22 protein-coding genes are annotated in these 21,529 nt (G+C 69.7%); 10 read left to right on the top strand and 12 right to left on the bottom strand.

All coding sequences use genetic code 11. The features are described from left to right. Window positions 1-8 precede the first annotated feature (8 nt). Window positions 9-1,187 carry an acetyl-CoA C-acyltransferase gene (locus BUB97_RS00800; protein WP_073130300.1) on the bottom strand — a complete coding sequence of 393 codons (1,179 nt, stop codon included), beginning with the start codon at window positions 1,185-1,187 and terminating at the stop codon, window positions 9-11. Then, window positions 1,184-2,884, bottom strand: coding sequence for an AMP-binding protein (locus BUB97_RS00795; protein WP_073130297.1), 1,701 nt, complete (start codon window positions 2,882-2,884; stop codon window positions 1,184-1,186). The genes BUB97_RS00800 and BUB97_RS00795 overlap by 4 nt, the downstream gene beginning before the upstream one ends. Before the next feature lie 118 nt (window positions 2,885-3,002). Between BUB97_RS00795 and BUB97_RS00790 the strand changes: the two genes are divergently transcribed. The 5 genes from BUB97_RS00790 (at window position 3,003) to trhA (ending at window position 5,582) form a co-directional block, all read left to right on the top strand. After that, entirely contained in the window at window positions 3,003-3,815 is an 813-nt protein-coding gene (locus BUB97_RS00790) for an IclR family transcriptional regulator (RefSeq protein WP_073130291.1), read from the top strand. Between the two features lie 230 nt (window positions 3,816-4,045). Then, the gene (locus BUB97_RS00785) at window positions 4,046-4,252 is read left to right on the top strand and encodes a cold-shock protein (protein WP_073130288.1); all 207 of its coding nucleotides are present in this window, start codon (window positions 4,046-4,048) and stop codon (window positions 4,250-4,252) included. A gap of 114 nt (window positions 4,253-4,366) precedes the next feature. Next, window positions 4,367-4,600: a hypothetical protein gene (locus BUB97_RS00780; RefSeq protein WP_073130285.1), complete on the top strand. Its 234-nt coding sequence runs from the start codon at window positions 4,367-4,369 to the stop codon at window positions 4,598-4,600. Between the two features lie 103 nt (window positions 4,601-4,703). After that, on the top strand, window positions 4,704-4,895 hold the full coding sequence (locus tag BUB97_RS00775) for a hypothetical protein (protein ID WP_073130282.1): 192 nt from the start codon (window positions 4,704-4,706) through the stop codon (window positions 4,893-4,895). 48 nt (window positions 4,896-4,943) lie between these two features. Then, window positions 4,944-5,582 carry a PAQR family membrane homeostasis protein TrhA gene (gene trhA, locus BUB97_RS00770; RefSeq protein WP_073130279.1) on the top strand — a complete coding sequence of 213 codons (639 nt, stop codon included), beginning with the start codon at window positions 4,944-4,946 and terminating at the stop codon, window positions 5,580-5,582. Here the strand turns inward: trhA and BUB97_RS00765 are convergent. The 8 genes from BUB97_RS00765 to BUB97_RS00730 all read right to left on the bottom strand — a co-directional run bounded on the left by BUB97_RS00765 (window position 5,563) and on the right by BUB97_RS00730 (window position 13,764). Then, window positions 5,563-6,582, bottom strand: coding sequence for a Gfo/Idh/MocA family protein (locus BUB97_RS00765; RefSeq protein ID WP_073130275.1), 1,020 nt, complete (start codon window positions 6,580-6,582; stop codon window positions 5,563-5,565). The two genes, trhA and BUB97_RS00765, sit on opposite strands and share 20 nt — an antisense overlap. After that, on the bottom strand, window positions 6,579-7,562 hold the full coding sequence (locus BUB97_RS00760; protein ID WP_073130272.1) for an MDR/zinc-dependent alcohol dehydrogenase-like family protein: 984 nt from the start codon (window positions 7,560-7,562) through the stop codon (window positions 6,579-6,581). The genes BUB97_RS00765 and BUB97_RS00760 overlap by 4 nt, the downstream gene beginning before the upstream one ends. A 75-nt stretch (window positions 7,563-7,637) precedes the next feature. Beyond that, window positions 7,638-8,546, bottom strand: a complete 909-nt coding sequence (locus BUB97_RS00755; RefSeq protein ID WP_073130269.1) for a glycosyl hydrolase — start codon at window positions 8,544-8,546, stop codon at window positions 7,638-7,640. Beyond that, window positions 8,543-9,325, bottom strand: a complete 783-nt coding sequence (locus BUB97_RS00750) for a TIGR04290 family methyltransferase (RefSeq protein ID WP_073130266.1) — start codon at window positions 9,323-9,325, stop codon at window positions 8,543-8,545. The genes BUB97_RS00755 and BUB97_RS00750 overlap by 4 nt, the downstream gene beginning before the upstream one ends. Beyond that, entirely contained in the window at window positions 9,322-10,461 is a 1,140-nt protein-coding gene (locus tag BUB97_RS00745; RefSeq protein ID WP_073130262.1) for a CgeB family protein, read from the bottom strand. Before BUB97_RS00745 ends, BUB97_RS00750 begins: the two co-directional genes overlap by 4 nt. Then, window positions 10,458-11,576, bottom strand: a complete 1,119-nt coding sequence (locus BUB97_RS00740) for a glycosyltransferase family 4 protein (protein ID WP_245818111.1) — start codon at window positions 11,574-11,576, stop codon at window positions 10,458-10,460. The genes BUB97_RS00745 and BUB97_RS00740 overlap by 4 nt, the downstream gene beginning before the upstream one ends. Further along, window positions 11,573-12,652: an SDR family NAD(P)-dependent oxidoreductase gene (locus BUB97_RS00735; protein ID WP_073130259.1), complete on the bottom strand. Its 1,080-nt coding sequence runs from the start codon at window positions 12,650-12,652 to the stop codon at window positions 11,573-11,575. Before BUB97_RS00735 ends, BUB97_RS00740 begins: the two co-directional genes overlap by 4 nt. Continuing rightward, window positions 12,649-13,764, bottom strand: a complete 1,116-nt coding sequence (locus BUB97_RS00730) for an NAD-dependent epimerase/dehydratase family protein (protein ID WP_073130256.1) — start codon at window positions 13,762-13,764, stop codon at window positions 12,649-12,651. The genes BUB97_RS00735 and BUB97_RS00730 overlap by 4 nt, the downstream gene beginning before the upstream one ends. A gap of 380 nt (window positions 13,765-14,144) precedes the next feature. Here BUB97_RS00730 and BUB97_RS00725 point away from each other — a divergent pair, with 380 nt between their 5' ends. The 5 genes from BUB97_RS00725 to BUB97_RS00705 all read left to right on the top strand — a co-directional run bounded on the left by BUB97_RS00725 (window position 14,145) and on the right by BUB97_RS00705 (window position 19,883). Continuing rightward, entirely contained in the window at window positions 14,145-15,224 is a 1,080-nt protein-coding gene (locus BUB97_RS00725; RefSeq protein ID WP_073130253.1) for an inositol-3-phosphate synthase, read from the top strand. Between the two features lie 8 nt (window positions 15,225-15,232). Then, the gene (locus tag BUB97_RS00720; RefSeq protein ID WP_073130250.1) at window positions 15,233-15,832 is read left to right on the top strand and encodes a histidine phosphatase family protein; all 600 of its coding nucleotides are present in this window, start codon (window positions 15,233-15,235) and stop codon (window positions 15,830-15,832) included. Then, window positions 15,829-16,926 (top strand): CgeB family protein, encoded by a 1,098-nt coding sequence (locus BUB97_RS00715; RefSeq protein WP_073130249.1) that lies wholly within the window; start codon window positions 15,829-15,831, stop codon window positions 16,924-16,926. The genes BUB97_RS00720 and BUB97_RS00715 overlap by 4 nt, the downstream gene beginning before the upstream one ends. Next, entirely contained in the window at window positions 16,923-18,062 is a 1,140-nt protein-coding gene (locus BUB97_RS00710) for a CgeB family protein (RefSeq protein WP_245818109.1), read from the top strand. The genes BUB97_RS00715 and BUB97_RS00710 overlap by 4 nt, the downstream gene beginning before the upstream one ends. A gap of 75 nt (window positions 18,063-18,137) precedes the next feature. Next, window positions 18,138-19,883, top strand: a complete 1,746-nt coding sequence (locus BUB97_RS00705; protein WP_073130246.1) for a hypothetical protein — start codon at window positions 18,138-18,140, stop codon at window positions 19,881-19,883. 5 nt (window positions 19,884-19,888) lie between these two features. Here BUB97_RS00705 and BUB97_RS00700 read toward each other — a convergent pair whose 3' ends face one another. Together BUB97_RS00700 and BUB97_RS00695 are read right to left on the bottom strand one after the other, a co-directional pair. After that, complete coding sequence (locus BUB97_RS00700; RefSeq protein ID WP_086061776.1) at window positions 19,889-20,695, bottom strand: ABC transporter permease; 807 nt, start codon at window positions 20,693-20,695, stop codon at window positions 19,889-19,891. After that, window positions 20,692-21,528: an ABC transporter permease gene (locus BUB97_RS00695; protein WP_086061775.1), complete on the bottom strand. Its 837-nt coding sequence runs from the start codon at window positions 21,526-21,528 to the stop codon at window positions 20,692-20,694. The genes BUB97_RS00700 and BUB97_RS00695 overlap by 4 nt, the downstream gene beginning before the upstream one ends. Between the last annotated feature and the right edge of the window lies 1 nt (window position 21,529).

Below are 21,529 nucleotides of genomic sequence, written 5' to 3'. Positions count from 1 at the left end.
CGGGCTCCTCAGACGATCTCGATCAGGCCGGCGGCACCCTGGCCGCCCGCGACGCACATGGTGACAACGGCGTATTTGGCCTTGCGGCGGCGGCCTTCCAGCACGGCATGGCCGACCAGCCGCGCGCCGCTCATGCCGAAGGGGTGGCCGATGGAGATGGCGCCGCCATTGACGTTCACCTTCGCGGGGTCGATGCCCAGCTTGTCCCGGCAATAGATGGACTGGGAGGCGAAGGCCTCGTTCAGCTCCCACAGGTCGATGTCGTCCACCGACAGCCCATGGCGCTGGAGGAGGCGGGGCACGGCGAAGACCGGGCCGATGCCCATCTCCTCCGGCTCGCAGCCGGCGGTGGCGTAGCCGCGGAAGATGGCGAGCGGGGCGATGCCGCGGCGGGCGGCTTCATCCGAGGACATCAGCACCGAGGCGCTGGCACCGTCCGAGAGCTGGCTCGCATTGCCGGCGGTGATGAACTTGCCCTCGCGCACGGGCTTGAGCTTTGCCAGGCCCTCGATCGAGGTGTCGGGGCGGTTGCCCTCGTCCTTGGAGAGGGTGACGGTCTCCTCGCGCGTTTCACCGCTGGCCTTGTCGGTCACCTTCATCACGGCGGTGATGGGGACGATCTCGCCATCGAAGCGCTGGGCCTGCTGCGCGGCGGCGGTGCGGCGCTGGCTTTCCAGGGAGAAGGCGTCCTGCGCCTCGCGGGAGATGCCGTAGCGCTCGGCGACGAGATCGGCGGTGTCGATCATCGTGTCGTAGATGCTGGGCTTGTTCGCCTCCAGCCAGGCGTTGCGGTAGTGGTTGCGGTTCACCGTGGGCTGGACGAGGGAAATGGATTCCACCCCGCCGGCGATGGTGACGGGCACCTTGTCCACGATGATGCGCTTGGCGGCATGGGCGATGGCTTCCAGGCCGGAGGCGCAGAAGCGGCTGACGGTCACCCCGGCCGAGGTGACGGGCAGGCCGGCGCGAAGGGCGCCGTGGCGGGCGACGTTGCCGCCGGTCGCGCCTTCGGGATAGCCGCAGCCGAAGATCACCTCTTCCACATCGGTCGGCTGGATGCCGGCGCGCTCCATCACGGCGGCGATGGTGTGGGCGGTCATGTCCGCGCCATGGGTGTTGTTCAGCGCGCCGCGATGCGCCTTGCCGATGGGCGTGCGGGCGGTGGCGACGATAACGGCATCGGTCATGGGTTGGAACCTTCCTCTCTGGACGCAGCGCGGGCGCGCTCCTCGGCGACCAGGGTGCTGGCCAGCAGCTTGCCGGCGGGGGAACGGGGAAGAGAGTCGCGCAATTCCAGCGCGGCGGGCATCTCGTGCCGGCCGACCCGGTCGCGCAGGAAGGCCTTCAGGCCGTCCAGCGTCAGCTCCGGCGCGCCCGGGCGCAGCGTGACGAAGGCTTTCGCCGACTGGCCCCGATAGGGGTCGGGGATGCCGATGACGATCACCTCGGTCACGTCCGGATGCTCGTAGATCGCGCTTTCGATGGCCGCCGGATACACGTTGAAGCCGCCGGAAATGATCATGTTCTTCCGCCGGTCCATGAGGAAGAACATGCCGTCCGCCTCCATGCGGCCGATGTCGCCGGTCAGGAACCAACCGTCGCGGAAGGCGGCCGCCGTCTCGGCGGGCTGGTTCCAGTACCCCGCGAAGATGCTGGGGCCGCGGATCGCGATCTCCCCGGTCTCGCCCGGCGGCAAGGGTTGGTACGGGTCTTCCATCGAGACGATCCGCAGATCCACGCCCGGCAGGGGAAGGCCGATGATGCCGGGGCGCGGTACCGCGGCGATGGGCACGCGGGTGCCGGCGGGGCCGGTTTCCGTCATGCCCCAGCCGATGCGCAGTCTCTGCCCGAGCAGCATCTCCACCCGCGCCGCCACGTCGAAGGGCAGCGGCGCGCCGCCGGAGATGCAGGCCCGGAGGGAGGAGAGATCATGCCCGGCAGCGCCCGGATGGTTCAGCAGCGCGATCCAGATGGTCGGCACGCCGGAGAGCACGGTGACGCGCCGGGTCTCGATGTCGCGCAGGGTCGTCTCGGCGTCGAAGCGCGGCCGGAGCAGGATTTCGTTGCCATCCGCCAGGTGCCGCAGCAGCACGGTGGTCAGCGCATAGATGTGGAAGAGCGGCAGCACGGCGAGCACGCGCTGCTCGCCCGGAACCAGCACGCCGCCGTCATGCCAGTGCTGATAGATGCTGACGGCGGAGGTCAGGTTGCGATGCGTCAGCATGGCGCCCTTGGGCATGCCCGTGGTGCCGCCCGTGTATTGCAGGAGGGCGACATCCTCCGGCGAGACCTCCGGCCAGGCGGCCGGCGGGTCGGCGGCGATAGAGGAGAGCGGGACGAGGCGCGGATCGGTCTCAGCCGTCTCGCCTCCCCAGGCGGAATCCTCGCCGAGCAGCACGCGATCCACCGCACCCGTGTCGAGCAGCTCGAGCGCGGCGGGCAGCAGCCCCGGCAGGTCGGTGGTGATGACGAGGCGCGCGCCGCTGTCGGCGAGCTTGTGATGCAGGACCCGCTTCGCATCCAGCGGGCTGAGATGCACCACGCGCGCGCCCAGCCGCACCAGCGCCAGGAAACAGACGGGATGCCAGGGCGTGTTCGGCAGCAGCAGCCCGACGGCCTGGCCGGGGGTCACCCCCTGGGCCAGCAGCCCGGCGGCGATCCGGTCCACCGACACGCCGAGCCCGGCATAGGTGACGACACGCCCGCGATACTCGAGGGCCGGCCGGGTGGACCAGCGCGCCACCGCACGGTCGAGCAGCCCGCCGAGGGTGCCGGCTTCCAGGGGTGCGTCCCAGCGGCAATCCCGCGGATAGGACGCCACCCAGGGCCGGAGGTTCCCGGCCTCGCTGCTTCCGATCGTCGGTGCCGCCGTGACCGGCCGCATGTCGTCTCTCCCATCGGCTTGCTTCCAATTTCCGCAATGCGGAAATATGTTCTGCCGTCTTGCCCCTGATATCCGACAGGGGCGGAAGGCGGTCAAGCCGGGACTGGCGGAGGGAAGCATGCGCAAGCGGGCCAGCACGGCATCGGCCGAGGAGCCGGGCGAGGACCGGCAATTCGTGGCGGCCATCGCGCGGGGCTTCGATATCCTGCACGCCTTCCGGGCCGAGGACCCCATCCTGGGCAACCAGGAACTGGCCGAGCGCACCGGCCTGCCGCGCGCCACTGTTTCGCGCCTGACCCATACGCTGACACGCCTCGGCTACCTGACCTACCTGCCCCGCTTCGGGAAATACCAGCTCGGCCTCGCCGCCGTGCCGCTCGGCCAGCTCGCCCTGGCCAATATGGGCGTCCGCCGCATGGCCGCGCCGCTGATGCGCCAGTTGGCGGAGGAGACGAACGCCTCCGTCTCCCTCGGCAAGCGGGACGGGCTCGCGATGCTGTATGTCGAGCATGTCTCCCCCCGCACCGCGGTGGCGCTGCAGCTCGAGATCGGGTCGCGTGTTCCGCTCTGCGTCACGGCCATGGGGAGGGCCTATTACGCCGCCGCGCCGGAGGAGGAGCGCGCCGCCCTGGAGGCGGAGCTGGAAGAGCGGCATGGCGGGGACTGGCCCCGCATCCGGGAGGGGCTCAACGAGGCGCTGAGAATGCTTCCCCGGCTGGGATTCACAGTCTCCCCCGGCGACTGGAACCCGACGGTCCACGCCGCGGGCGCCGCCGTGATGCTGCCCGGAGGCGAGGTGATGGCGCTCAACTGCGGAGCGCCCGCCTTCATGCTCGACCGCGAGAGGCTGACCGGGGAGATCGGCCCGCGCCTCGCAGCCGTTGCACGCCGGCTGGAGTCTCTCGCTGGCGGGACCGTTCGCGCTGCGTGAGACAGAACAAGCCCGGGATGAAGATGGGCAAAGCGTCATCCGGACAAGAGGGGTGTGAAGGTTGAAGTCCGGCCTCCGCCCCCCCACTTGCCCAAGGTCAGTCTCGTCAGGTCCGGCCTGCTCTCCCTGCTCCTCGTCGAGCGCCGAGCCCGGTGTCCGTCTATCGTCGAAGCTTGATCCATTCCGCGCTGTTGCGGAGTGGCACACTCATTTCCGAACGGAACACCATCATGGCCATTGGCACCGTCAAGTGGTTCAACGCGTCCAAGGGTTACGGCTTCATCCAGCCCGAGGACGGCTCCAAGGACGTTTTCCTCCACATTTCCGACGTGCAGCGCTCCGGCCTGCAGGAGCCGCGTGAGGGCGACCGCCTGGAGTATGAGCTGCAGCGCGGCCAGCAGGGCAAGCTCTCGGCCGGCAATCTGAAGGCGGCCTGACCGGTTCGCCGGGCGGGGAAGCCAGGCTCTCCCGCCCGGCCCTCTCCTGTCGGAGCGGCCGCGTCTCGCGTCCCCTGACCAGGCCCGCGGCCCGACACCAAGCGAGGAACCATCATGGCACGTCACAGCTACGAAGTTGGCCAGAGCATCGAGCTCGTGGCCGGAATCCTCACCCCCCCTGGGGTGACGGGACATTACACCGTTGTCCGCCTGCTTCCGAACGACGCTGCCGACCGCGAGTACCGCGTTCGCAGCGATCGCGACGGGCATGAGCGGGTCGTGCGGGAGAGCCAGATGCGCCAGGGCCCCTATGCCGCCCTGGGCAAGAACGGCCCCGCCATCAGCTAGGGCGAATGCCCGCAGGCTGGCATTCCGCCGCCTTCGACACCGTGCCCCAGCTGCCACCTGCCTTTCAGAGGCCCAAGGGCCGCTTGAAATCACGAGGACCACCGTGTCGCACAGCAAGACCAAAGCCGAAGCCGCCAGCCCGGTCGATGCGGCGGCGCTCGAAGAGACCATCGCCTATCTGGCCAAGCGCCATCGCGTGTCGCAGGCGATCGTGCGGGAGATCGCGCGGAAGCTCGGCTCCGGCGAGCGCACCGCGATCGAGCGCGAGATCGCGCGTGGCAAGGCGCGTCGCTGACCGCCGCCTGAACCGGCAAGGCGGCCGCATCGCGTAACCGAGGCGCGAGTGGCCACCCTGCCCGCCGACATCCGGCATCGGCGTGCCGATGCCGCTGTCCATGTCGTTGGACTGCTCGCCGTACTGGCGGCCTGCCTGCTTCTGGCCTCCCGTGCGGCCCATCGGCCCGAACCGCTCGCGGCCGCAGCCTTCGGGCTCTATGCGCTGGGCCTGGTGGCAAGCTTCACCTGCTCCGCCGCCTATAACATGGCCACCCCCGGGCCACGGCGCGCGCTTCTCCGCCGCCTCGACCACGCGGCCATCTTCCTCCTCATCGCCGGCACCTACACCCCCATCATGGCGCTGGCCGTGGGGGGCTGGACCGGCTTTGCCCTTCTTCTCTTCGTCTGGACGGGCGCGCTGCTGGGCGGCGCGATCAAGCTGGCCGCGCCGGCGCGCTTCGAACGGGTCGCGATCGCCGCCTATCTGCTTCTGGGCTGGGTCGGAGTCATTGCCCTCATGCCGCTGCTCCGCGCCCTGTCCTCATGGCAACTCGGGCTGCTTCTGCTGGGCGGGCTGATCTACAGCCTGGGCGTGATCGCCCACGTCTCCAAGACGCTGCCCTACAACATTGCCATCTGGCATGCGCTCGTCCTCGTCGCGGCCGGCTGCCAGTATGTGGTCGTGCTCAGCCTCGCCCCGGGGTAAGGTCGGGCCGAACCTCGCGGCCGTAGATCCGGTCCAGGACCTCCGCCACGGTGACCAGAGCCGCGGCGGAAGGATCGAATCGCTCGCAGGAGGCCAGGCGCATCGCCCAGTCCGCGGCGGCACGCCCACCCCATTCGTCTGGCGGAACGGCGAGCACCTCACGCGCCGTGCCCTGGAAACGCTCCGCCGTGAAATCGTAGAAGGACCCGTTCTGGTTCCGCAGCGCGGCCCCGCCCTGCGTGCCGTGGAACTCGGCCGCGATCACCGCATCCTGTCCGGCATGAAGGTTCCAGGAACAGGCGAGGCGCAGCACGGCGCCTCCCTGGAGTTCGATCGTCGCGACCGCATAGTCCTCGACGCGATCGGTGCGGCCAGCCAGCGGCTCCCCGCCCGAGAAGAGCTGGCCCGAAACCCCGGCCACAGCCGGGAAGTCGAGCGCCCAGAGCGCCAGGTCCACGAGATGCACGCCAAGATCCATCACGCAGCCGCCGCCGGACAGGGCGGGATCCCGGAACCACGGCTTGTCCGGCCCATAGGCGTTGTGGAAGACGAGATCGGCCGCGTAGATCCGGCCCAGCTCCCCCTCCGCCATCGCCTGCCGGATGCGCCGCATGCCCTCGGTGAAGCGGTAGGACAGGTCCACCCCGAGGAGTCGGTCCGCCCTGCGCGCCGCATCGACGGCATCGCGCACCTCGACGGCGGTGCGCCCGAGTGGCTTTTGGCAGAAGACGGCAGCGCCGGCCTGAAGGGCCTGGATCGTCTGCGCCGCATGCAGCGCACTCGGGGTCGCGATCACCACCCCGTCCAGGCCCAGGCCGAGCATCTCCTCCAGCCCGCCGACCTGCTTCGCCTCCGGGGCGAGGCGCTGTGCCTCGGCCCTCATCTCCGGTGAGGGATCGGCGATGGCCGCGGCCTCCACCGCCCCCGTCGCCAGGATCGCCTGCATCCGGTGCCGGCCGATCCAGCCGACGCCGAGGAAGCCGATGCACGGGCGGGTCACGGGAAGCGCACCAGCGCCTTGAGGAATCCATCCGGCCGGTCGCGCGTGGCATCCAGCGCCTCGCCCAGGCGGTCCAGCGCGAACTCATGCGTCATCAGCGGCTTCGGATCGAAGCGACCAGCCGCCACCGCTTCCACCGCCTCCCGGATGCCCTGCATGTAGACCCGGGGGTCGCGCTCATGCGCGTTGATCACGTCCAGGCCGCGCCAGTTCCACAGCCACATGTTCACCTGCCGCGGTCCGTCCTGGTGATAGCCGGCGACGATCAGGCGGCCGCGCTCCTTACAAAGCTCCGCCGCAAGGTCGAGCGGCCATTGCTTGCCGACGGCCTCGATCACCACGTCGCAGAACCGGCCATCCGTCAGTTCCTTCACGCGGGCGATGATGCCGTTGTGGTCCTCCATCGGGATGGTCTCAGCCGCGCCCATGCTGCGGGCGAGATCCAGCGAGAAGGGCCGGCGGGAAATGGCGATCACCCGCGCGCCCGCCTCCGTCGCCAGCCGCGTGAGGATGGCGCCGAGGAAGCCGATGCCGATGATGGCGACCATCTGCCCCGCCTCGATCCCGCTGCGCCGGAAGATGTTCATCGCGCAGCCCAGCGGCTCGCCCGGGAAGGGCTGCCCAGCCAGGGAATCTGGCAGCCGCACCACGTTCTCCGCCTCGGCGAGGTCGTATTCGGCATAGCCGCGATAGGTGAGCGCCGCGACGCGATCCCCGATGGAGAGGCCATCCACCCCCTCCCCCAGCGCATCCACCACGCCCCAGGCCTCATGGCCGAGATCGCCGGGCTGGGTCGGGAAGGTCATCCAGTCCGGGCCGGCCCAGGGGGTGAGGTTGGAGGCGCAGACGCCGCATCCCTCCAGCCGCAGCCGCACCTGCCCGGGGCCGGGCTCCGGAAGCGCCACGTCCCGGATCTCGACCTGCCCCGCCCCCGTGAGGACCGCGGCGCGCATGTTCTCCGGCGCTTGCATCGCACCCATTTTCTCAATTCCCAATCGATAAGCCGCCGGTGGCCCAAGGCCACCAGCGGCTTCCCGCCCCGTCCTCGCCAGCCCTCAGGCCGCGATGGTGGCCTTCGCCGGCGCATAGCGCCGGATCATGGAGGCGCAGAACTCCGCGAACTCCTCCGGCACCTGCGGCGGGCTGGTGTGATGCGGCGCGATGCCGCGATGCTCCGGCGTGAAGCAGAAGGTCACGGTGACGTCGAAATCCGCCAGCGCCTCCATCTGCCGGTCGAACCAGTCCAGCGCATTCGGCCGGAAGCTGTCCGCCCAGGAGAGGCCGGTGCGCAGATAGGTGACGCCGAGCCGCTTCATCCACTCCACTGCCTCGTAGAGGCGATGGTCCTCGTAATGGAACCATTGGCACAGGCCCATATGCGGCGTGTGCTTCGCGAAATGCTCAAGCGAAGGCTTGGGCGAGCCGTCCTCGCGTAGAAGGCCCATGTAGAAGTGCCGGTAGTAGGAGGAGCCCTCCGCCTCGCGGTGGCGCGTGGTCGCGCCCCAGGCCTGCGGCAGGTCATACAGGCTGTACCAATGGATGCGCGGCGCCTTGCCGATGAGCAGTTCAGCGGTGCGGTCCACGCCCCAGGCTTGCACCTCCTCCGCACCGAAGGTGGAGATCCCGACCTCGGTCACCCAGATCGGCTTGTCCGTGACGGCACGGATCTCGTCGATCTTCGCGGGCCACTCGTCGATCTTCCACAGGTTCCAATCCAGCGGAAAGCCGTGCACGGCCACCACATCGATTTCCTCCATCACGCCCCTGCCCGTGAGGTTCTCGATGAAGGAGGGATCGATGGGAGAGATACCGCCGAGCACGCGCGGCAGGTTGGGGTTCACCTCCCGGATGGCCCGGCCGGCGAGCTTCGCCGTCTCTCCAAACATGGCCCAGCCTGGATCGATCTCCGGGTCCCAATGGGACTTGTTGTTGGGCTCGTTCCAGATCATCGCGGCTTCGATCATGCGCGCGGCTCCCCAGCAGGACGGGCGGCGGGATAGGCGGCGCCGGCGCCCCAGGGGGCCTCCACGCGCCGGCACAGATAGACCTCCTGCTCCGGGTGCTCGATCACGGTGAAGCCCGCGGAGCGCAGCATGGCCTCCGCCGCCGCCGCATTCGGCGCCCACCAGTTGGAGGGGTCGTTCGAATAGCGCTTCTCGATGAAGTGCAGCTTCGGCCATTTCGGGTCGTCGAAGACCGCCGTCTCCACGAAGGGATAGTCCTCCGCGGGTTCCATCACCTCCGTCGCGCCGCGCTGCATCGATTGGAAGAGCAGCAGGTCCTTGGCCACATGCTCATGGATCAGGTCCAGCGCGAGCAGCGGATGGCGCAGGTGGTAGAGCACGCCCATGAAGATCACGAGGTCGAAGCGCTCGCCCAGCTCCGCCACGTCATACACGGAGAGGTTACGGAACTCGGCTTCCAGCCCCGTCACCTCCGCGGCCAGGCGCGCCTGGGCGAGGTAGCGGTCGTCGGAATCCACACCCAGCACGCGGGCGGCGCCGCGCCGCTTCATTTCCAGCGAGTAGAAGCCGGCATTGCAGCCGATATCCAGGACCGTCTTGCCCGTCAGGTCCTGCGGGATGACGTGCGAGAAGTGCTTGAACTTGCTGGCAGGGTAATTCCAGAGGAAGTGGTTCGGCGCGGTCTGCACCCCGCCCAGGTTCAGGTTGTGGAACCACTCGCCCAGCGCTTCCACGCGCTGGCGAATCTCATCCTTCGAAAGCACCGCCGAACCACTCATCCCGCCGCTCCTGCAACCTGCCGCTCGGGGCCGAGCCGCCGCACCGCGGCGGCATCGAGGCGCGCAAGCACCTCCATCAATTCATCCGCCCGGTGGGCGCAGCTGTGCCGCGCCCGGATCCGCTCCAGCCCGCTCGCGACCAGGGCGCTGCGCAGGGGCGGATCGTCGCGCAGCGCCTGGAGCTGGCGGGTCATCTCCGCCTCGTCCCGGGCCGTCAGGTAGTCCTCGCCCGGCCGGAACAGCCCCTCGGAATCCTGCCAGGGGGCGGAGACCAGCGGAATGCCGCAGGCCAGCGCCTCGAACACGCGGATCGTCGGAATGCCCGGCAGCACCTCCACATAGAAGCGCCGGGGCACATGCACCGTGGCCACATGCCGGGCGAAAACCTCCGGCGCGCGCGCATTCGGCAGCCAGCCGCGGAAGCGCACTCCGTAGCGGTCCAGCATCGCGCGCGCCTCGTCGGGATACCGCACGCCGTAGATGTCGAGCGGCAGCCCGGCATTGCGCGCCGGCCGCATGAGGAAGCGCTCGAGCTCCTCGCTGCGTTCGCCATCACCCCAGTTGCCGATCCAGACCAGCCCCTCGCGCGGACCTTCCTGCGCAGGGGGATGGAAGAGGCGCGTATCCGCCGCTTCGTGCCAGACGAAGACGCGCTCGCCCCAGCCCCAGCTCCGGTACACGTCCGCCAGGGTAGCGCCGAAGGCGAGAACACCATCATAGCCATCGAGGTCGAAGGTCCGGATCGCCTCCGGGTCGCTCACGGCGCGGTGGTGCGTGTCGTGGAACAGCAGGGTGAAGCGCCCCCCGCGCCGCCGCAGCCGCCCGATCGTCGCCACGAGGGCCGGCTCGTTCCATTCATGCACGATGACGACATCGGCATCCCCGATCGCCGCCTCGGCCTCCTCGACGCCAGCGAAGACGCGGGAGGCGAGTTCCGGGTAGAGGGAGCGATAAGCTTCGAGCCCCGCCTCGCCATGGTCGCGCAGCAGGTTCTCCAGGCTCCAGGCGCCTGCGGGCTCCAGGGCCACGACCTCATGGCCGCGATGCACGAATTCCCGCAGCACGCCGCGGAGGAAATGCGCGTTGCCATGGTTCCAGCAGGAGGCCAGGGAATGGGTGAAATAGACGAGCTTCACGCCGCAGCGCTCCCCTGAAACAGCACGCGGCGATAGACGGCATGCATGGAGGCCGCCATCGCCTCCACCGTGTAGCGCGCGGCCCGGCTGCGGGCTGCGGCGCCGAGCCGCAGCCTCTCCCGCCCATCCGCCGCCAGGCGGGCCATGGCGCTGACCGCGGCCTCCTCGTCATTCGGGGGCACGAAGAGGGCGGCGCCGTCCCACAATTCGCGAAAGGTCGGAATGTCCGACAGGACCAGCGGGCAGCCGGCCTGCGCCGCTTCGGTCACGGCCAGGCCAAAGGGCTCGTAGAGAGCCAGGGACACATAGATCGGCTTGCACCCGAGCCAGCTGGCCAGCGCGGCTTCGTCCAGCACGCCGAGCGTGCGGAGATGGGGCGCGGCCACGCGCGTACCATCCGGGCCGAGAAGGGAGCCGGCCGCGAGCACCGGCAGATCGAGGCGCGATGCGGCACGGTCCAGCGCACCGACATTCTTGCCGGCATCCCACAACCGCCCGGCCGTGAAGGCAAACAGCTCCGGCGCATCGGCGGGCCGTGACACGGCCGGCGGCAGCGGCGCCCGTCCGTTATGGACCGCCACCGGAGGACGTGGCAGCACATAGCGCCGCATCGTCATCTCGCCGAAAGCGTGGCTGGGCACCACCAGCTCGGTGGCGCCCAGGGCCCCTCGGCGCAGCAGATCGGCACGCCATGCGAAATCCTCGGGCAGTGCGCCGCCGCGTACTGCATCCCACCAGGTCGCGGTGCAGGAATGGGAAACCGCGACAAGCGGTACGGGGAACACCCCACCCGCCGCATGGGCGGGGCTGTTGAGGTGCACCAGGTCCACACCTGTCTCACGCGCAAGGGCGGCGAGGCACCGCCCTGCGGCCAGCACCGCATCGGGTCCGTCCGCCAGCCAGTCCAGAGGCAGGCCGGTCCGGTGCAACTGAAGCCCCGGGATCGCTTCCGCCTGGCCGCGCTGCGCCTCCTTCGGGTCCGGCCCGATCACCGCCAGGTCGGTCGCAACCCCATGCGCGGCGAGCCCGCCGGCGAGGTCGAGCGCATAGGTCCAGATGCCCCCGGCGGCGTCCGCCGTCATCAGCAGCCGCAACCCCGTGGTCGGGCGGCTCACGCGCTGGCCGGCTCCAACGCGGCCCTCTCCTGGCGGAGCCACTGCGCGAGCGCCGCCACGCCCTCACGCCAGGGGCGGGCGGGGCGCAGCCCCAGCTCACGCGCGGCGCTCGTCGTGTCGGAAACATAGTAGCGCTGGTCGCCCGCCCGCCAATCGGCATAGCGCGTCTCGACCTTGCGGTTCGTGATGTCGCCGATATGCGCGATCAGCTGGCGCAGGCTGATGGCATTCGCCGGCCCGCCACCGAGGTTGAAGGCGCGGCCGGACACGGCGTCGATGCTTCGCCACGCCGCGAGATAGGCCTCCACCGCATCGCCGACATCCAGCACGTCGCGCACCTGGCAACCGTCGCCATAGATGCTGATCGGCTCCCCGCGCAGGGCGCGGAGGACGAAATGGGCCACCCAGCCCTGATCCTCAGTGCCCATCTGCCGCTGGCCGTAGATGCAGCTCATGCGCAGCACCGCGGTGGGCACGCCGAAGGAGCGTCCGAAATCGAGCACATACTGGTCCGCCGCCCCCTTGGAGCAACCATAGGGCGTATGGAAATCGAGCGAGCGGTCCTCCCCGATCCCGCGCGCGCGGATCGTGGGGTCCACCGGGACATAGGCCTCGCCGTCCAGCTGCAGGGCCACATCGGCAAGGTCGCCATACACCTTGTTGGTGCTGGCGAAGACGAGCGGCACCCGCCCGCCCCGTTGGCGCAGCGCGTCCAGCAGGGAGAAGCTTGCGGCCAGGTTGATGTCGAAGTCGGCGCGCGGATCGGTCAGGCTGGTGGTGACCGCCACCTGCGCCGCGAGATGAAAGACCGCCGATGCCTGCTTCGCCGCCGCCGCCAGCGCGGCTCCATCGCGCACATCGGCGATGGTCGCGGAGACCCGGCGCGGATGGCGTCGCTTCAGCCATTCGAGATTCGTCTCGACGCCGGGCCGGGACAGCGCATCATAGACGAGCACGTCATGGCCCTCGGCCGCGAGCCGATCGGCCAGGTTGGAGCCGATGAAGCCGGCGCCCCCTGTCACGAGAATCGGCTGCCGGCCCGTGCTGGGCGGCGCCGGAGGCGTGACCGCGTTCACGCCACCAGCCCCCGGAGCTCCAGCTCGTTCCGAGCCTGGCTCACCCGGTCGCGGGCCTGCTGCCGCGCCACCCATTCGGCCAGCTCGGCCAGGTCAGCCGTGAAGTCGAGATGCCGGGTGCGATAGCCCAACTCGTCCCGCGCCTTGCTGATATCGGGAATGTTGTGGCGGATGTCGCCCGCCCGGGTCTTCCCGGCGATCTCGGGGGCGAGGCCCGTGCGGCCCATGGCATCGGCCAGGTCGGCCGCCACCTCCTGCACCGTGCGGTCCACGCCGCTGCCGATGTTGTAGACGCCACCGGCCGCCTGCGGTCGGTCCAGCGCCAGGAGGAAGGCATTCGCCACATCCTCCACATGCACGAAGTCGCGGCGCTGCAGCCCGTCCTCGAAGATCATCGGCGGCTGGCCGTTCTGGAGCCGGGCCGCAAAGATCGCGAGCACGCCGGTATAGGGGTTCGAGAGGGCCTGCCCCGCGCCATAGACGTTCCAGAGCCGGAGCGCGACGCCCTCCATGCCATAGGTGGGCGCGACGGTGAGGGTGAGACGCTCCTGCACGAACTTGCTGATCGCATAGACGGAGGCCAGGTTCGGCCGCTTCCACTCCGGCGTCGGCACGGGAACCATGGGCCGCCCCTTGGCGTCCAGCGGGTCCCAGGGCGCATCAGGGCCACTGCGCGGGCGCCGCACGGCGTCCTCGACCAGATTTCCGTCGGCGTCCTTGTACAGCCCCTCGCCATAGACGCTCATGGAGGAAGCGACGACGACGCGCTTCACCGGCTGGTCGATCAACTGCTGGAAAAGAACGGCCGTGCCGTGATCATTCACCGAGACGTAGCGGTCGATCGCATACATGCTCTGACCGACGCCGACTTCGGCCGCCAGGTGAACAACCTTGTCGATCCCCTTGAGCGCGCGTGCCACCGCGTCGGCGTCCCGCACGTCGCCGCGCACCACCTCCACCTCGGAGTCCAGGCCGTCCGCGCCGCGATCGGCGTGCACCTGCTCGATGAAGCTGTCGAGCACCCGAACATGATCGCCGCGGTCGAGCAACGCGCGCGATACGTAGCGACCGATGAATCCGGCGCCACCGGTGATCAGGATCGATTCCGCCAAAACCTCGTCCTCCGGCCCATGAACCGCATGCGCGGCAGATTGTGCGGAGCGGTCAGGGACACGACCGACTCCACACCACCGTCGTTCCATGGCGGCGCGGTCAAATCCTTACCTGCTCCGTTCGGTGAGAAGAAGGCATGAGAGGGTAAGAAGAAGGCCAGGAATGCCATCACATTTTCTTGTGACAGCCTCACGACAACCAGCCGTGAACCGCCAGCGATTGATTGGCTCCGGAACACGAAGCTAAGTTGATGCATCGGCTGACGCACGGCCGACACACGGGGAAATAGGAATTTCGATCTCTTGATGCCCGGGTCGCCTCGCCTCCTGGCCGATTGGCCGCGTCTACGCCCCTCGCAGAGCATGCGGGGCTGGCGGAAATGAGTCGCAGCGCCGTGCGGGTCGCCGTGGTCGGAGTGGGCAACTGCGCCTCCTCCTTCGTCCAGGGCATTCATTATTACAAGGATGCCACATCCAACGAGCCAGTCCCCGGGCTGATGAACGTGGAACTGGGCGGCTACCATATCCGCGACATCGAGATCGCCGCCGCCTTCGACGTGAATGCGCGGAAGGTCGGGCGTGACGTCGCGGAGGCGATCCTCGCCGAGCCGAACAACACGCACATCTTCGCGGATGTGCCGCCCACCGGCGTCACCGTGCAGCGGGGCGCGACGCTGGACGGCATCGGCCGCTACATGAGCGCGGAGATCACCGAATCCGACGCGCCGGTCGCCGACGTCGCGGCGATCCTGGAGGAGGCGCGGGCGGATGTGGTCGTGTCCTACCTGCCCGTGGGGTCCCAGAAGGCGACGGAGTTCTATGCGGAGCAGGCGCTGAAGGCGGGCTGCGCCTTCGTGAACTGCATCCCGGTCTTCGTCGCCTCCAACCCCGAATGGCAGCGCCGCTTCGAAGCGCGCGGCGTTCCCATCATCGGGGATGATATCAAGAGCCAGGTCGGAGCCACGATCGTGCACCGGGTCCTGGCCAATCTGTTCAAGGACCGCGGCGTGCGGCTGGACCGCACCTATCAGCTCAACTTCGGCGGGAATGCAGACTTCCTGAACATGCTGGAACGCGAACGGCTGGAGTCCAAGAAGATCTCCAAGACGCAGGCGGTGACCAGCCAGTTCGACATCCCCCTCCCCGCCGAATCCGTGCATGTCGGCCCGAGCGACCACGTGCCCTGGCTGACCGACCGCAAATGGGCGCAGATCCGGCTCGAGGGCACGGGCTTCGGCGGCATGCCGCTGAACGTGGAGCTGAAGCTGGAGGTCTGGGATTCGCCCAACTCGGCGGGCGTGGTCATTGATGCCGTGCGCTGCGCCAAGATCGGGCTCGATCGCGGGATCGGCGGCGCCCTTGTTGGCCCGTCCAGCTACTTCATGAAGTCGCCGCCGCAGCAGTTCGATGACGGCGAGGCGCGCGAGCGCACGCTCAGCTTCGTCGCGGGCGAGGGCTAGGTGCCCGCGTGCCCAGCACCATCTTCCTGCTGCGGCATGCCGCGCATGATCGTGTCGGGAGCATCCTCTGCGGCCGGATGCCCGGCGTGACGCTCGGCGCGACCGGCCATCGGCAGGCGGCCGCGCTGGCGGGGCGCATGGCAGGCGAGGCGATTTCCGCCCTCTACGCCAGCCCGATGGAAAGAGCGCGCGAGACGGCGGCCCCGATGGCCGAGCGGCTCGGCCTTGCTCCGCGCCCTTGCGAGGGCATGACGGAGATCGACTTCGGGGATTGGACAGGGCGCAGCTTCGGATCCCTCGAAGGCGATGCCAGTTGGGCGCGCTGGAACACGGCGCGGGCGACCTCCCGCGTGCCGGGCGGCGAAAGTATGGCCGAAGCCCAGGAACGGGCCGTGGCTGCGGTCGAGCAACTGCACGCGAACCACCCGGAAGGGCGCGTCGCGATCGTCAGCCATGCCGATATCATCAAGGCCGTGCTGGCCCATTATCTCAGGTTGAGTCTCGACGACCTCTTCCGCTTTGACATCGCGCCCGCCTCGGTGAGCGCGCTGGCCTTGTGGGAGGGCGGTGGAAAGGTACTGAGCATGAACGAGACGGTGGCGGCATGAAGATCGCCTTCTACGGGTCGAGCCTCCTGTCCTCCTACTGGAACGGGGCAGCCACTTATTACCGCGGCCTGCTGCGGGACCTGGCCGCGCGCGGCCATCAGGTCACCTTCTACGAGCCGGATGCCTTCGACCGTCAGAAGCACCGCGACATCGAGCCCCCGCCCTGGGCGGAGGTGCGGGTCTACGAGGCCACGGAAGCCGCCATGCGCGCCGTGGTGGCCGAGGCTGCCCGGGCAGATGTGGTGGTGAAGGCGAGCGGCGTCGGCGTGTTCGATGACGCGCTGATCGAGGGCGTGATGCGCGCCGCACGGCCCGAAGCCATCCGGATCTTCTGGGACGTGGATGCGCCCGCCACCCTGGCCGAGATCACCCCGGCCCCGGACCACGCGCTGCGCCGCGCCCTCCCCTCCCTCGACCTCGTGCTGACCTATGGCGGCGGCCCGCCGGTCATCAATGCCTATGAGGGTCTCGGTGCCCGGCGCTGCATTCCGATCTACAACGCCCTCGATCCCGAGACGCACCATCCCGTCCCGGCCGATCCGCGCTTCGCGGGCGACCTGAACTTCCTGGCCAACCGCCTGCCGGACCGCGAGGCGCGGGTGGAGCAGTTCTTCATCGACGCCGCAGCGCGGCTGCCGGACCGCCCCTTCCTCCTCGGCGGCAATGGCTGGCATGACAAGCCGATGCCCGCCAACATCCGCCAGATCGGCCATGTCGGCACCCGTGACCACAACGCCTTCAACACCTCATCCCTCGCGGTGCTGAACGTCGCGCGCGACAGCATGGCCGCCGTCGGCTACTCCCCGGCCACGCGCGTGTTCGAGGCGGCGGGCGCCGGCGCCTGCCTCATCACCGATGCCTGGGTCGGTCTCGACCTCTTCCTCAAGGAGGGCGAGGAGGTGCTCGTCGCGCGCGATGGCGCCGACGTGGCCGAGCATGTCCGGAGCCTCACCCCCGAACGCGCGAGGGCGATCGGCGAGGCGGCCCGCGCCCGGATCCTCGCCGGGCACACCTACAGCCGCCGCGGCGCCGAGGTGGACGCACTGCTGAAGCAGGAAGCCGAGCGCGTGCGCGAGCGGAGCGTCGCGGCATGAACGCCCTCCCGGGCCGGGGCGGCGGGGCGGCGCCGATGCGCGTGGTGGTGCTCGGCCTCAGCCTCTCCTCCTCCTGGGGCAATGGCCATGCGACCACCTTCCGCGCCCTGCTGCGCGCCTTCGCAGCGCGCGGGCACGACATCCTGTTCCTGGAACGGGACGTGCCCTGGTACGCGCAGCACCGCGACCTGCCCTCGCCCGATTTCTGTCGCCTGGAACTCTATCAGGACCTGGCCGCGCTGGAGGGCTGGCGTGGCGCCATCGCCGGGGCCGATGCGGTGATCGTCGGCTCCTACGTGCCAGAAGGCGTCGCGGTCGGGCGGATGGTGCAGAACCTCGCCCGCGGCACCACCGCTTTCTATGACATAGATACGCCCGTGACCCTGGCGAAGCTGGATCGCGGGGACGAGGAATACCTCTCCCCCGCGCTCATCCCGGGCTACGATGTCTATCTCTCCTTCACCGGCGGCCCGACCCTCGAACGGCTGGAACGTCACTTCGGCTCCCCGGCCGCCCGGCAGCTCTATTGCTCGGTGGATGACGGCGCCTACCGCCCGCTCGACCTGCCCTCACGCTGGGACCTGAGCTATCTCGGCACCTACAGCCCCGACCGCCAGCCGACGCTGGAGCGCCTGCTGATCGAGCCCGCGCGCCGCGCCCCGGCGCTACGCTTCGCCGTGGCCGGCCCGCAATACCCGGCCGGGATCAACTGGCCCGCGAATGTCGAGCGGATCGAGCATGTACCACCCGCCGAGCACCCGGCCTTCTATGCGCAGAGCCGCTTCACCCTGAACGTGACCCGCGCGGACATGATCCGCGCCGGCTACAGCCCCAGCGTCCGGCTCTTCGAGGCCGGGGCCTGCGGCGTGCCCATCCTTTCCGACCCGTGGGACGGGATCGAGACGCTGCTGAACCCGGGCGAGGAGATGCTGCTGGCCGATGGCGCGGAGGACGTGCTGCACGCGTTGCGCGACATGCCGGAGGAGCGCCGCCGGGGCATGGGCCGCGCCCTTCGCGCGCGCGTCCTGGGCGAGCACACCGCTGCTCATCGGGCGGCGGAGCTGGAAGGGCATCTGGGCGAGGCGATGGAGCGGAACCGGGCGGCCCGGCCGGCCGAGGCGCAAGTCGCGTCCTAGTTCCGGCCACCCTGGCGCAAGCCGTCCCGTGAAGGCGCTTTTTCCTGGGCGGGGCAGTTCCGCCGAGGCTTCGCCGTGATCGTCTATGGCGACCAGCCCCGACGCGAGGCGCCGGCCGCCAAGCTGGCCGCCCTGGCGGAAGCACTCCGCCAGCTCCAGGGCCTGCCCCCCGGCTTGGCACGCCATGCGGCCCTGGTCGGCGCCCTGATCGAGGCGGGGGAGCTTGCCCAGGGCCTGGCCGATGCCGATTTCGCCGAGTGCGGCCGGGACGCCGCCTCGCCCCGGGCTGACGCCGCCATGGCGCTGCTGGCAACCCTGGCTCGCGGGGTCTGGGACTCCTGGAAATCCGGCTTCGCCGCCCCCCTGCCGCTGCCGCAGGAGAGGATCCGCGCGCTGGAGGCAACCGCCCTCCCCTCCCGGATCGAGAGCAAGCGCGCTGAGGGTTTTGCCTTCTACGCCCTCTATCCCGAAGCCTATGCCGAGGCGGCGCTCGCGCTTCCGGCGAAGGACCCGCTGCGGGTGATCGGCCTGCGCTCGATCGGGACCACCCTGGCCGCGATGGTCGCCGCTGCGCGCGGGGCGCCGGTGCCCCATACGCTGCGTCCGGTGGGGCACCCCTTCCAGCGCGAAGTGGCGGTCGAGGACACGCTGGCCAGCACGATCCTCGCAGGGCCCTGCACGCGATATGCGGTGGTGGATGAAGGGCCGGGCCTCTCCGGCAGCAGCTTCGGGGCCGCCATGGCCTTCCTGCAGGAAGGCGGCGTGCCGCTGGAGCGGATCCACCTTCTTCCCGGCCATGGCGGCGAGCCCGGGCCGCAGGCGCCCCCGCGAGACCGGGCGCGCTGGGCCCAGGTCGCGCGCCATCCCGCCAGCTTCGAGCGGCTCGTGCTGGACACGCCACGAGCGGAGCACCGCCTGGAACGCTGGGCCGCCGCGCTGCTGGGCCCAGCCGTGCAGCCGATGGAGGAAATCTCCGCTGGTGCCTGGCGCGCGCGCCGCTTTCCCGACGCGGCCGAGTGGCCGCCGATCCACCCCTTCCTCGAGCGCCGGAAGTTCCTGTTCCACAGCCGGAGCGGCACCTGGCTGCTGAAATTCGTAGGCCTCGGCGCCACGGGCGAGGCGGCGACGGCGCGGGCGCGGCAACTCCATGCAGCCGGCTTCACGCCGGAGGTGGCGGGCCTGCTGCACGGATTCCTCGCGGAGCGCTGGATGGAGCAGGCGAAGCCGCTGGACCCGGCCAAAGCCGACCGGGCCGCCCTCCTCGCCCACATCCGGCGCTACCTCGCCCTGCGCGCGCGCGAGATGCCTGCCACCGCAGGTACCGGCGCCTCGGCCCAAAGCCTCTGGGCCATGGCGCGCACGAATACGGCCGAGGCCCTGGGGGAAACGGCGGCGGCACGGCTGGAGTTTTGGGAGCCGAAGCTGCCGCAGTTGGAAGCCGGCATGCGACGCTGCTGGACCGACAACCGGATGCATCGCTGGGAATGGCTGGCCCTGCCCGGCGGCAGGCTGCTGAAAGCGGATGCCGTGGACCATGCCGCGGCCCATGACCTCGTCGGCTGCCAGGACATCACCTGGGACGTTGCCGGTGCGGTGGTCGAACTCGGACTGACGGAGGAGGAGGGCCACGGCCTCCTCGCCGCCCTGGGCCGGGAGGCGACGCTGCTGGCCTTCCTGCTCCCCTGCTACCTCGCCTTCCAGCTGGGCTACCACCGCATGGCGGCGGATGCCTTCGGCTGGAACCCGATAGAGGCCGGGAGAGCCAGGGCCGCCGCGGACCGCTACGCCGAGCGCCTGGAGACGGCGCTGATCCGCGCCTGACCCCTTCACCGCGCCGGCAGGCCACCCCCGCCGCGCAGGCGCCGCAGCAGCGCGTCGATGGCCAGCGCCAGGGTCGTCACCGCGATCAGAAGCGTGGAGACGGCGGCGATGGTGGGCTCCACCTCCAGGAGCAGGCTGTTCCAGATCCGCACCGGCAGGGTCTCCGAGCGGAACCCGGCGAGGAAGATGGAGATCACCAACTCATCGAAGGAGGTGAGAAAAGAAAAGAGCGCCGCCGAGACCACGCCGGGCAAGGCAAGGGGCAGCACCACCCGGCGGAACACGCCCCAGCGCGTGCAGCCGAAGACCATGGCCGCCCGTTCCAGCGCGGGATCCACCGTCCGCAGCGCGGATTGAAGGATCACCAGCACCACGGGCAGCGCCACCACCGAATGCGCCACCGCGATCCAGGGCCGCGCGCCCACCAGGCCCAGCCGGGCCGAGAGGAAGTAGATGGCCACCGCGGTGATGACATGCGGCACGATCACCGGGGTCAGCAGCAGGGCCGCGATCACCCGCTTGAACGGGAACTGGCCCCGGACCATTGCATAGGCCGCCAGGAAGCCCAGCATGGTCGAAAGAAACGAGGCCAGCACGCCGATCATCAGCGAATTGGCAATCGCCTGGCGCCAGCGCGGGTCGCCAAGGAAGCGTTCGTACCAGCGGGTGGAGAAACTCTCCGGCGGGAACTTCAGATAGCCGTCGCCGGAGAAGGAGGCGATGGCGACGATCACAATGGGCGCCAGCAGCCCGAAGCAGAGCAGCACCACCAGCGCCCGCAGCAGCGTGGCGCGCAGCACGGGGCCCATCATCGCACCGCCTCCCCGGGTTCCGCGAAGCGGCTGTAGACGGCGTAGAGGGAGAGGGTGACGGCCAGCAGCACCACCGTCATCATCGCCGCAGCGGGCCAGTTCTGCGTCAGCTCCACCTCCCGCTCGATCAGCATGGCCACCATGATGTCCCCAGGGCCGCCCATGAGCGCGGGGGTGATGAAGAAGCCGATCGCGAGGATGAAGGTGATCAGCACCCCGGCGACCACGCCATGCAGGGTCAGCGGCATGAAGACGCGCCGGAACACGGTGGCCGGCGAGGCCCCCATCCCCTCCGCCGCCTGCATCAGCCGCGGATCCACCGCCTTCATCGCGGCATAGAGGGTGAGGACCATGTAGGGCAGCAGCACATAGGTCATCCCGATGATGACGCCGGTGCGGTTGTAGAGAAGGTTCACCGGCTCGCTCACCAGCCCGAGCCCAAGCAGGATCTGGTTGATCAGCCCGTTGCGCCCCAGCAGCACCATCCAGGCATAGGTGCGCACGATCGTGCTGGTGAAATAGGGGAGCACGATGCAGAGGAGGATGGCCGTGAAGGCCGCCCCCCGCGCACGGGAGAGCGCGTAGGAGACGGGATAGCCGATCACCAGGGTCAGCACCGTCACCACCAGCCCGACCCACCCCGTGTTTAGCAGCGCCCCGCCCACCGCGCCGGAGAGGAGCACCGCCTCCGCCTCCTCCATGATCTCCGCCCAGGAGCCGAGCTCCGCGATGGAGGACCAGAGGAACCAGCCGATCGGCACGAGGAAGAGGGCCAGCAGAAGCGCCAGCGAGGGCAGCAGCAGCAGGAAGGCCGCGCGGATCTTCAGCGGCACG

The sequence above is a fragment of the Muricoccus roseus genome, assembly GCF_900141905.1.
GTDB lineage: Bacteria > Pseudomonadota > Alphaproteobacteria > Acetobacterales > Acetobacteraceae > Roseomonas > Roseomonas rosea.
Note: the sequence above shows the minus strand (reverse complement) of the source record. Positions and strands in the feature narration are given on the sequence as shown.

Bases quoted from the DNA above. Each gene is read 5' to 3' on its own strand.
- BUB97_RS00715 (WP_073130249.1), top strand. From the start codon at position 15,829: ATGAAGATCGCCTTCTACGGGTCGAGCCTCCTGTCCTCCTACTGGAAC.
- BUB97_RS00790 (WP_073130291.1), top strand. From the start codon at position 3,003: ATGCGCAAGCGGGCCAGCACGGCATCGGCCGAGGAGCCGGGCGAGGAC.
- BUB97_RS00780 (WP_073130285.1), top strand. From the start codon at position 4,367: ATGGCACGTCACAGCTACGAAGTTGGCCAGAGCATCGAGCTCGTGGCC.
- BUB97_RS00755 (WP_073130269.1), bottom strand. From the start codon at position 8,546: ATGATCGAAGCCGCGATGATCTGGAACGAGCCCAACAACAAGTCCCAT.
- BUB97_RS00725 (WP_073130253.1), top strand. From the start codon at position 14,145: ATGAGTCGCAGCGCCGTGCGGGTCGCCGTGGTCGGAGTGGGCAACTGC.
- BUB97_RS00700 (WP_086061776.1), bottom strand. From the start codon at position 20,695: ATGATGGGCCCCGTGCTGCGCGCCACGCTGCTGCGGGCGCTGGTGGTG.
- BUB97_RS00710 (WP_245818109.1), top strand. From the start codon at position 16,923: ATGAACGCCCTCCCGGGCCGGGGCGGCGGGGCGGCGCCGATGCGCGTG.
- BUB97_RS00795 (WP_073130297.1), bottom strand. From the start codon at position 2,884: ATGCGGCCGGTCACGGCGGCACCGACGATCGGAAGCAGCGAGGCCGGG.
- BUB97_RS00750 (WP_073130266.1), bottom strand. From the start codon at position 9,325: ATGAGTGGTTCGGCGGTGCTTTCGAAGGATGAGATTCGCCAGCGCGTG.
- BUB97_RS00760 (WP_073130272.1), bottom strand. From the start codon at position 7,562: ATGGGTGCGATGCAAGCGCCGGAGAACATGCGCGCCGCGGTCCTCACG.
- BUB97_RS00800 (WP_073130300.1), bottom strand. From the start codon at position 1,187: ATGACCGATGCCGTTATCGTCGCCACCGCCCGCACGCCCATCGGCAAG.
- BUB97_RS00785 (WP_073130288.1), top strand. From the start codon at position 4,046: ATGGCCATTGGCACCGTCAAGTGGTTCAACGCGTCCAAGGGTTACGGC.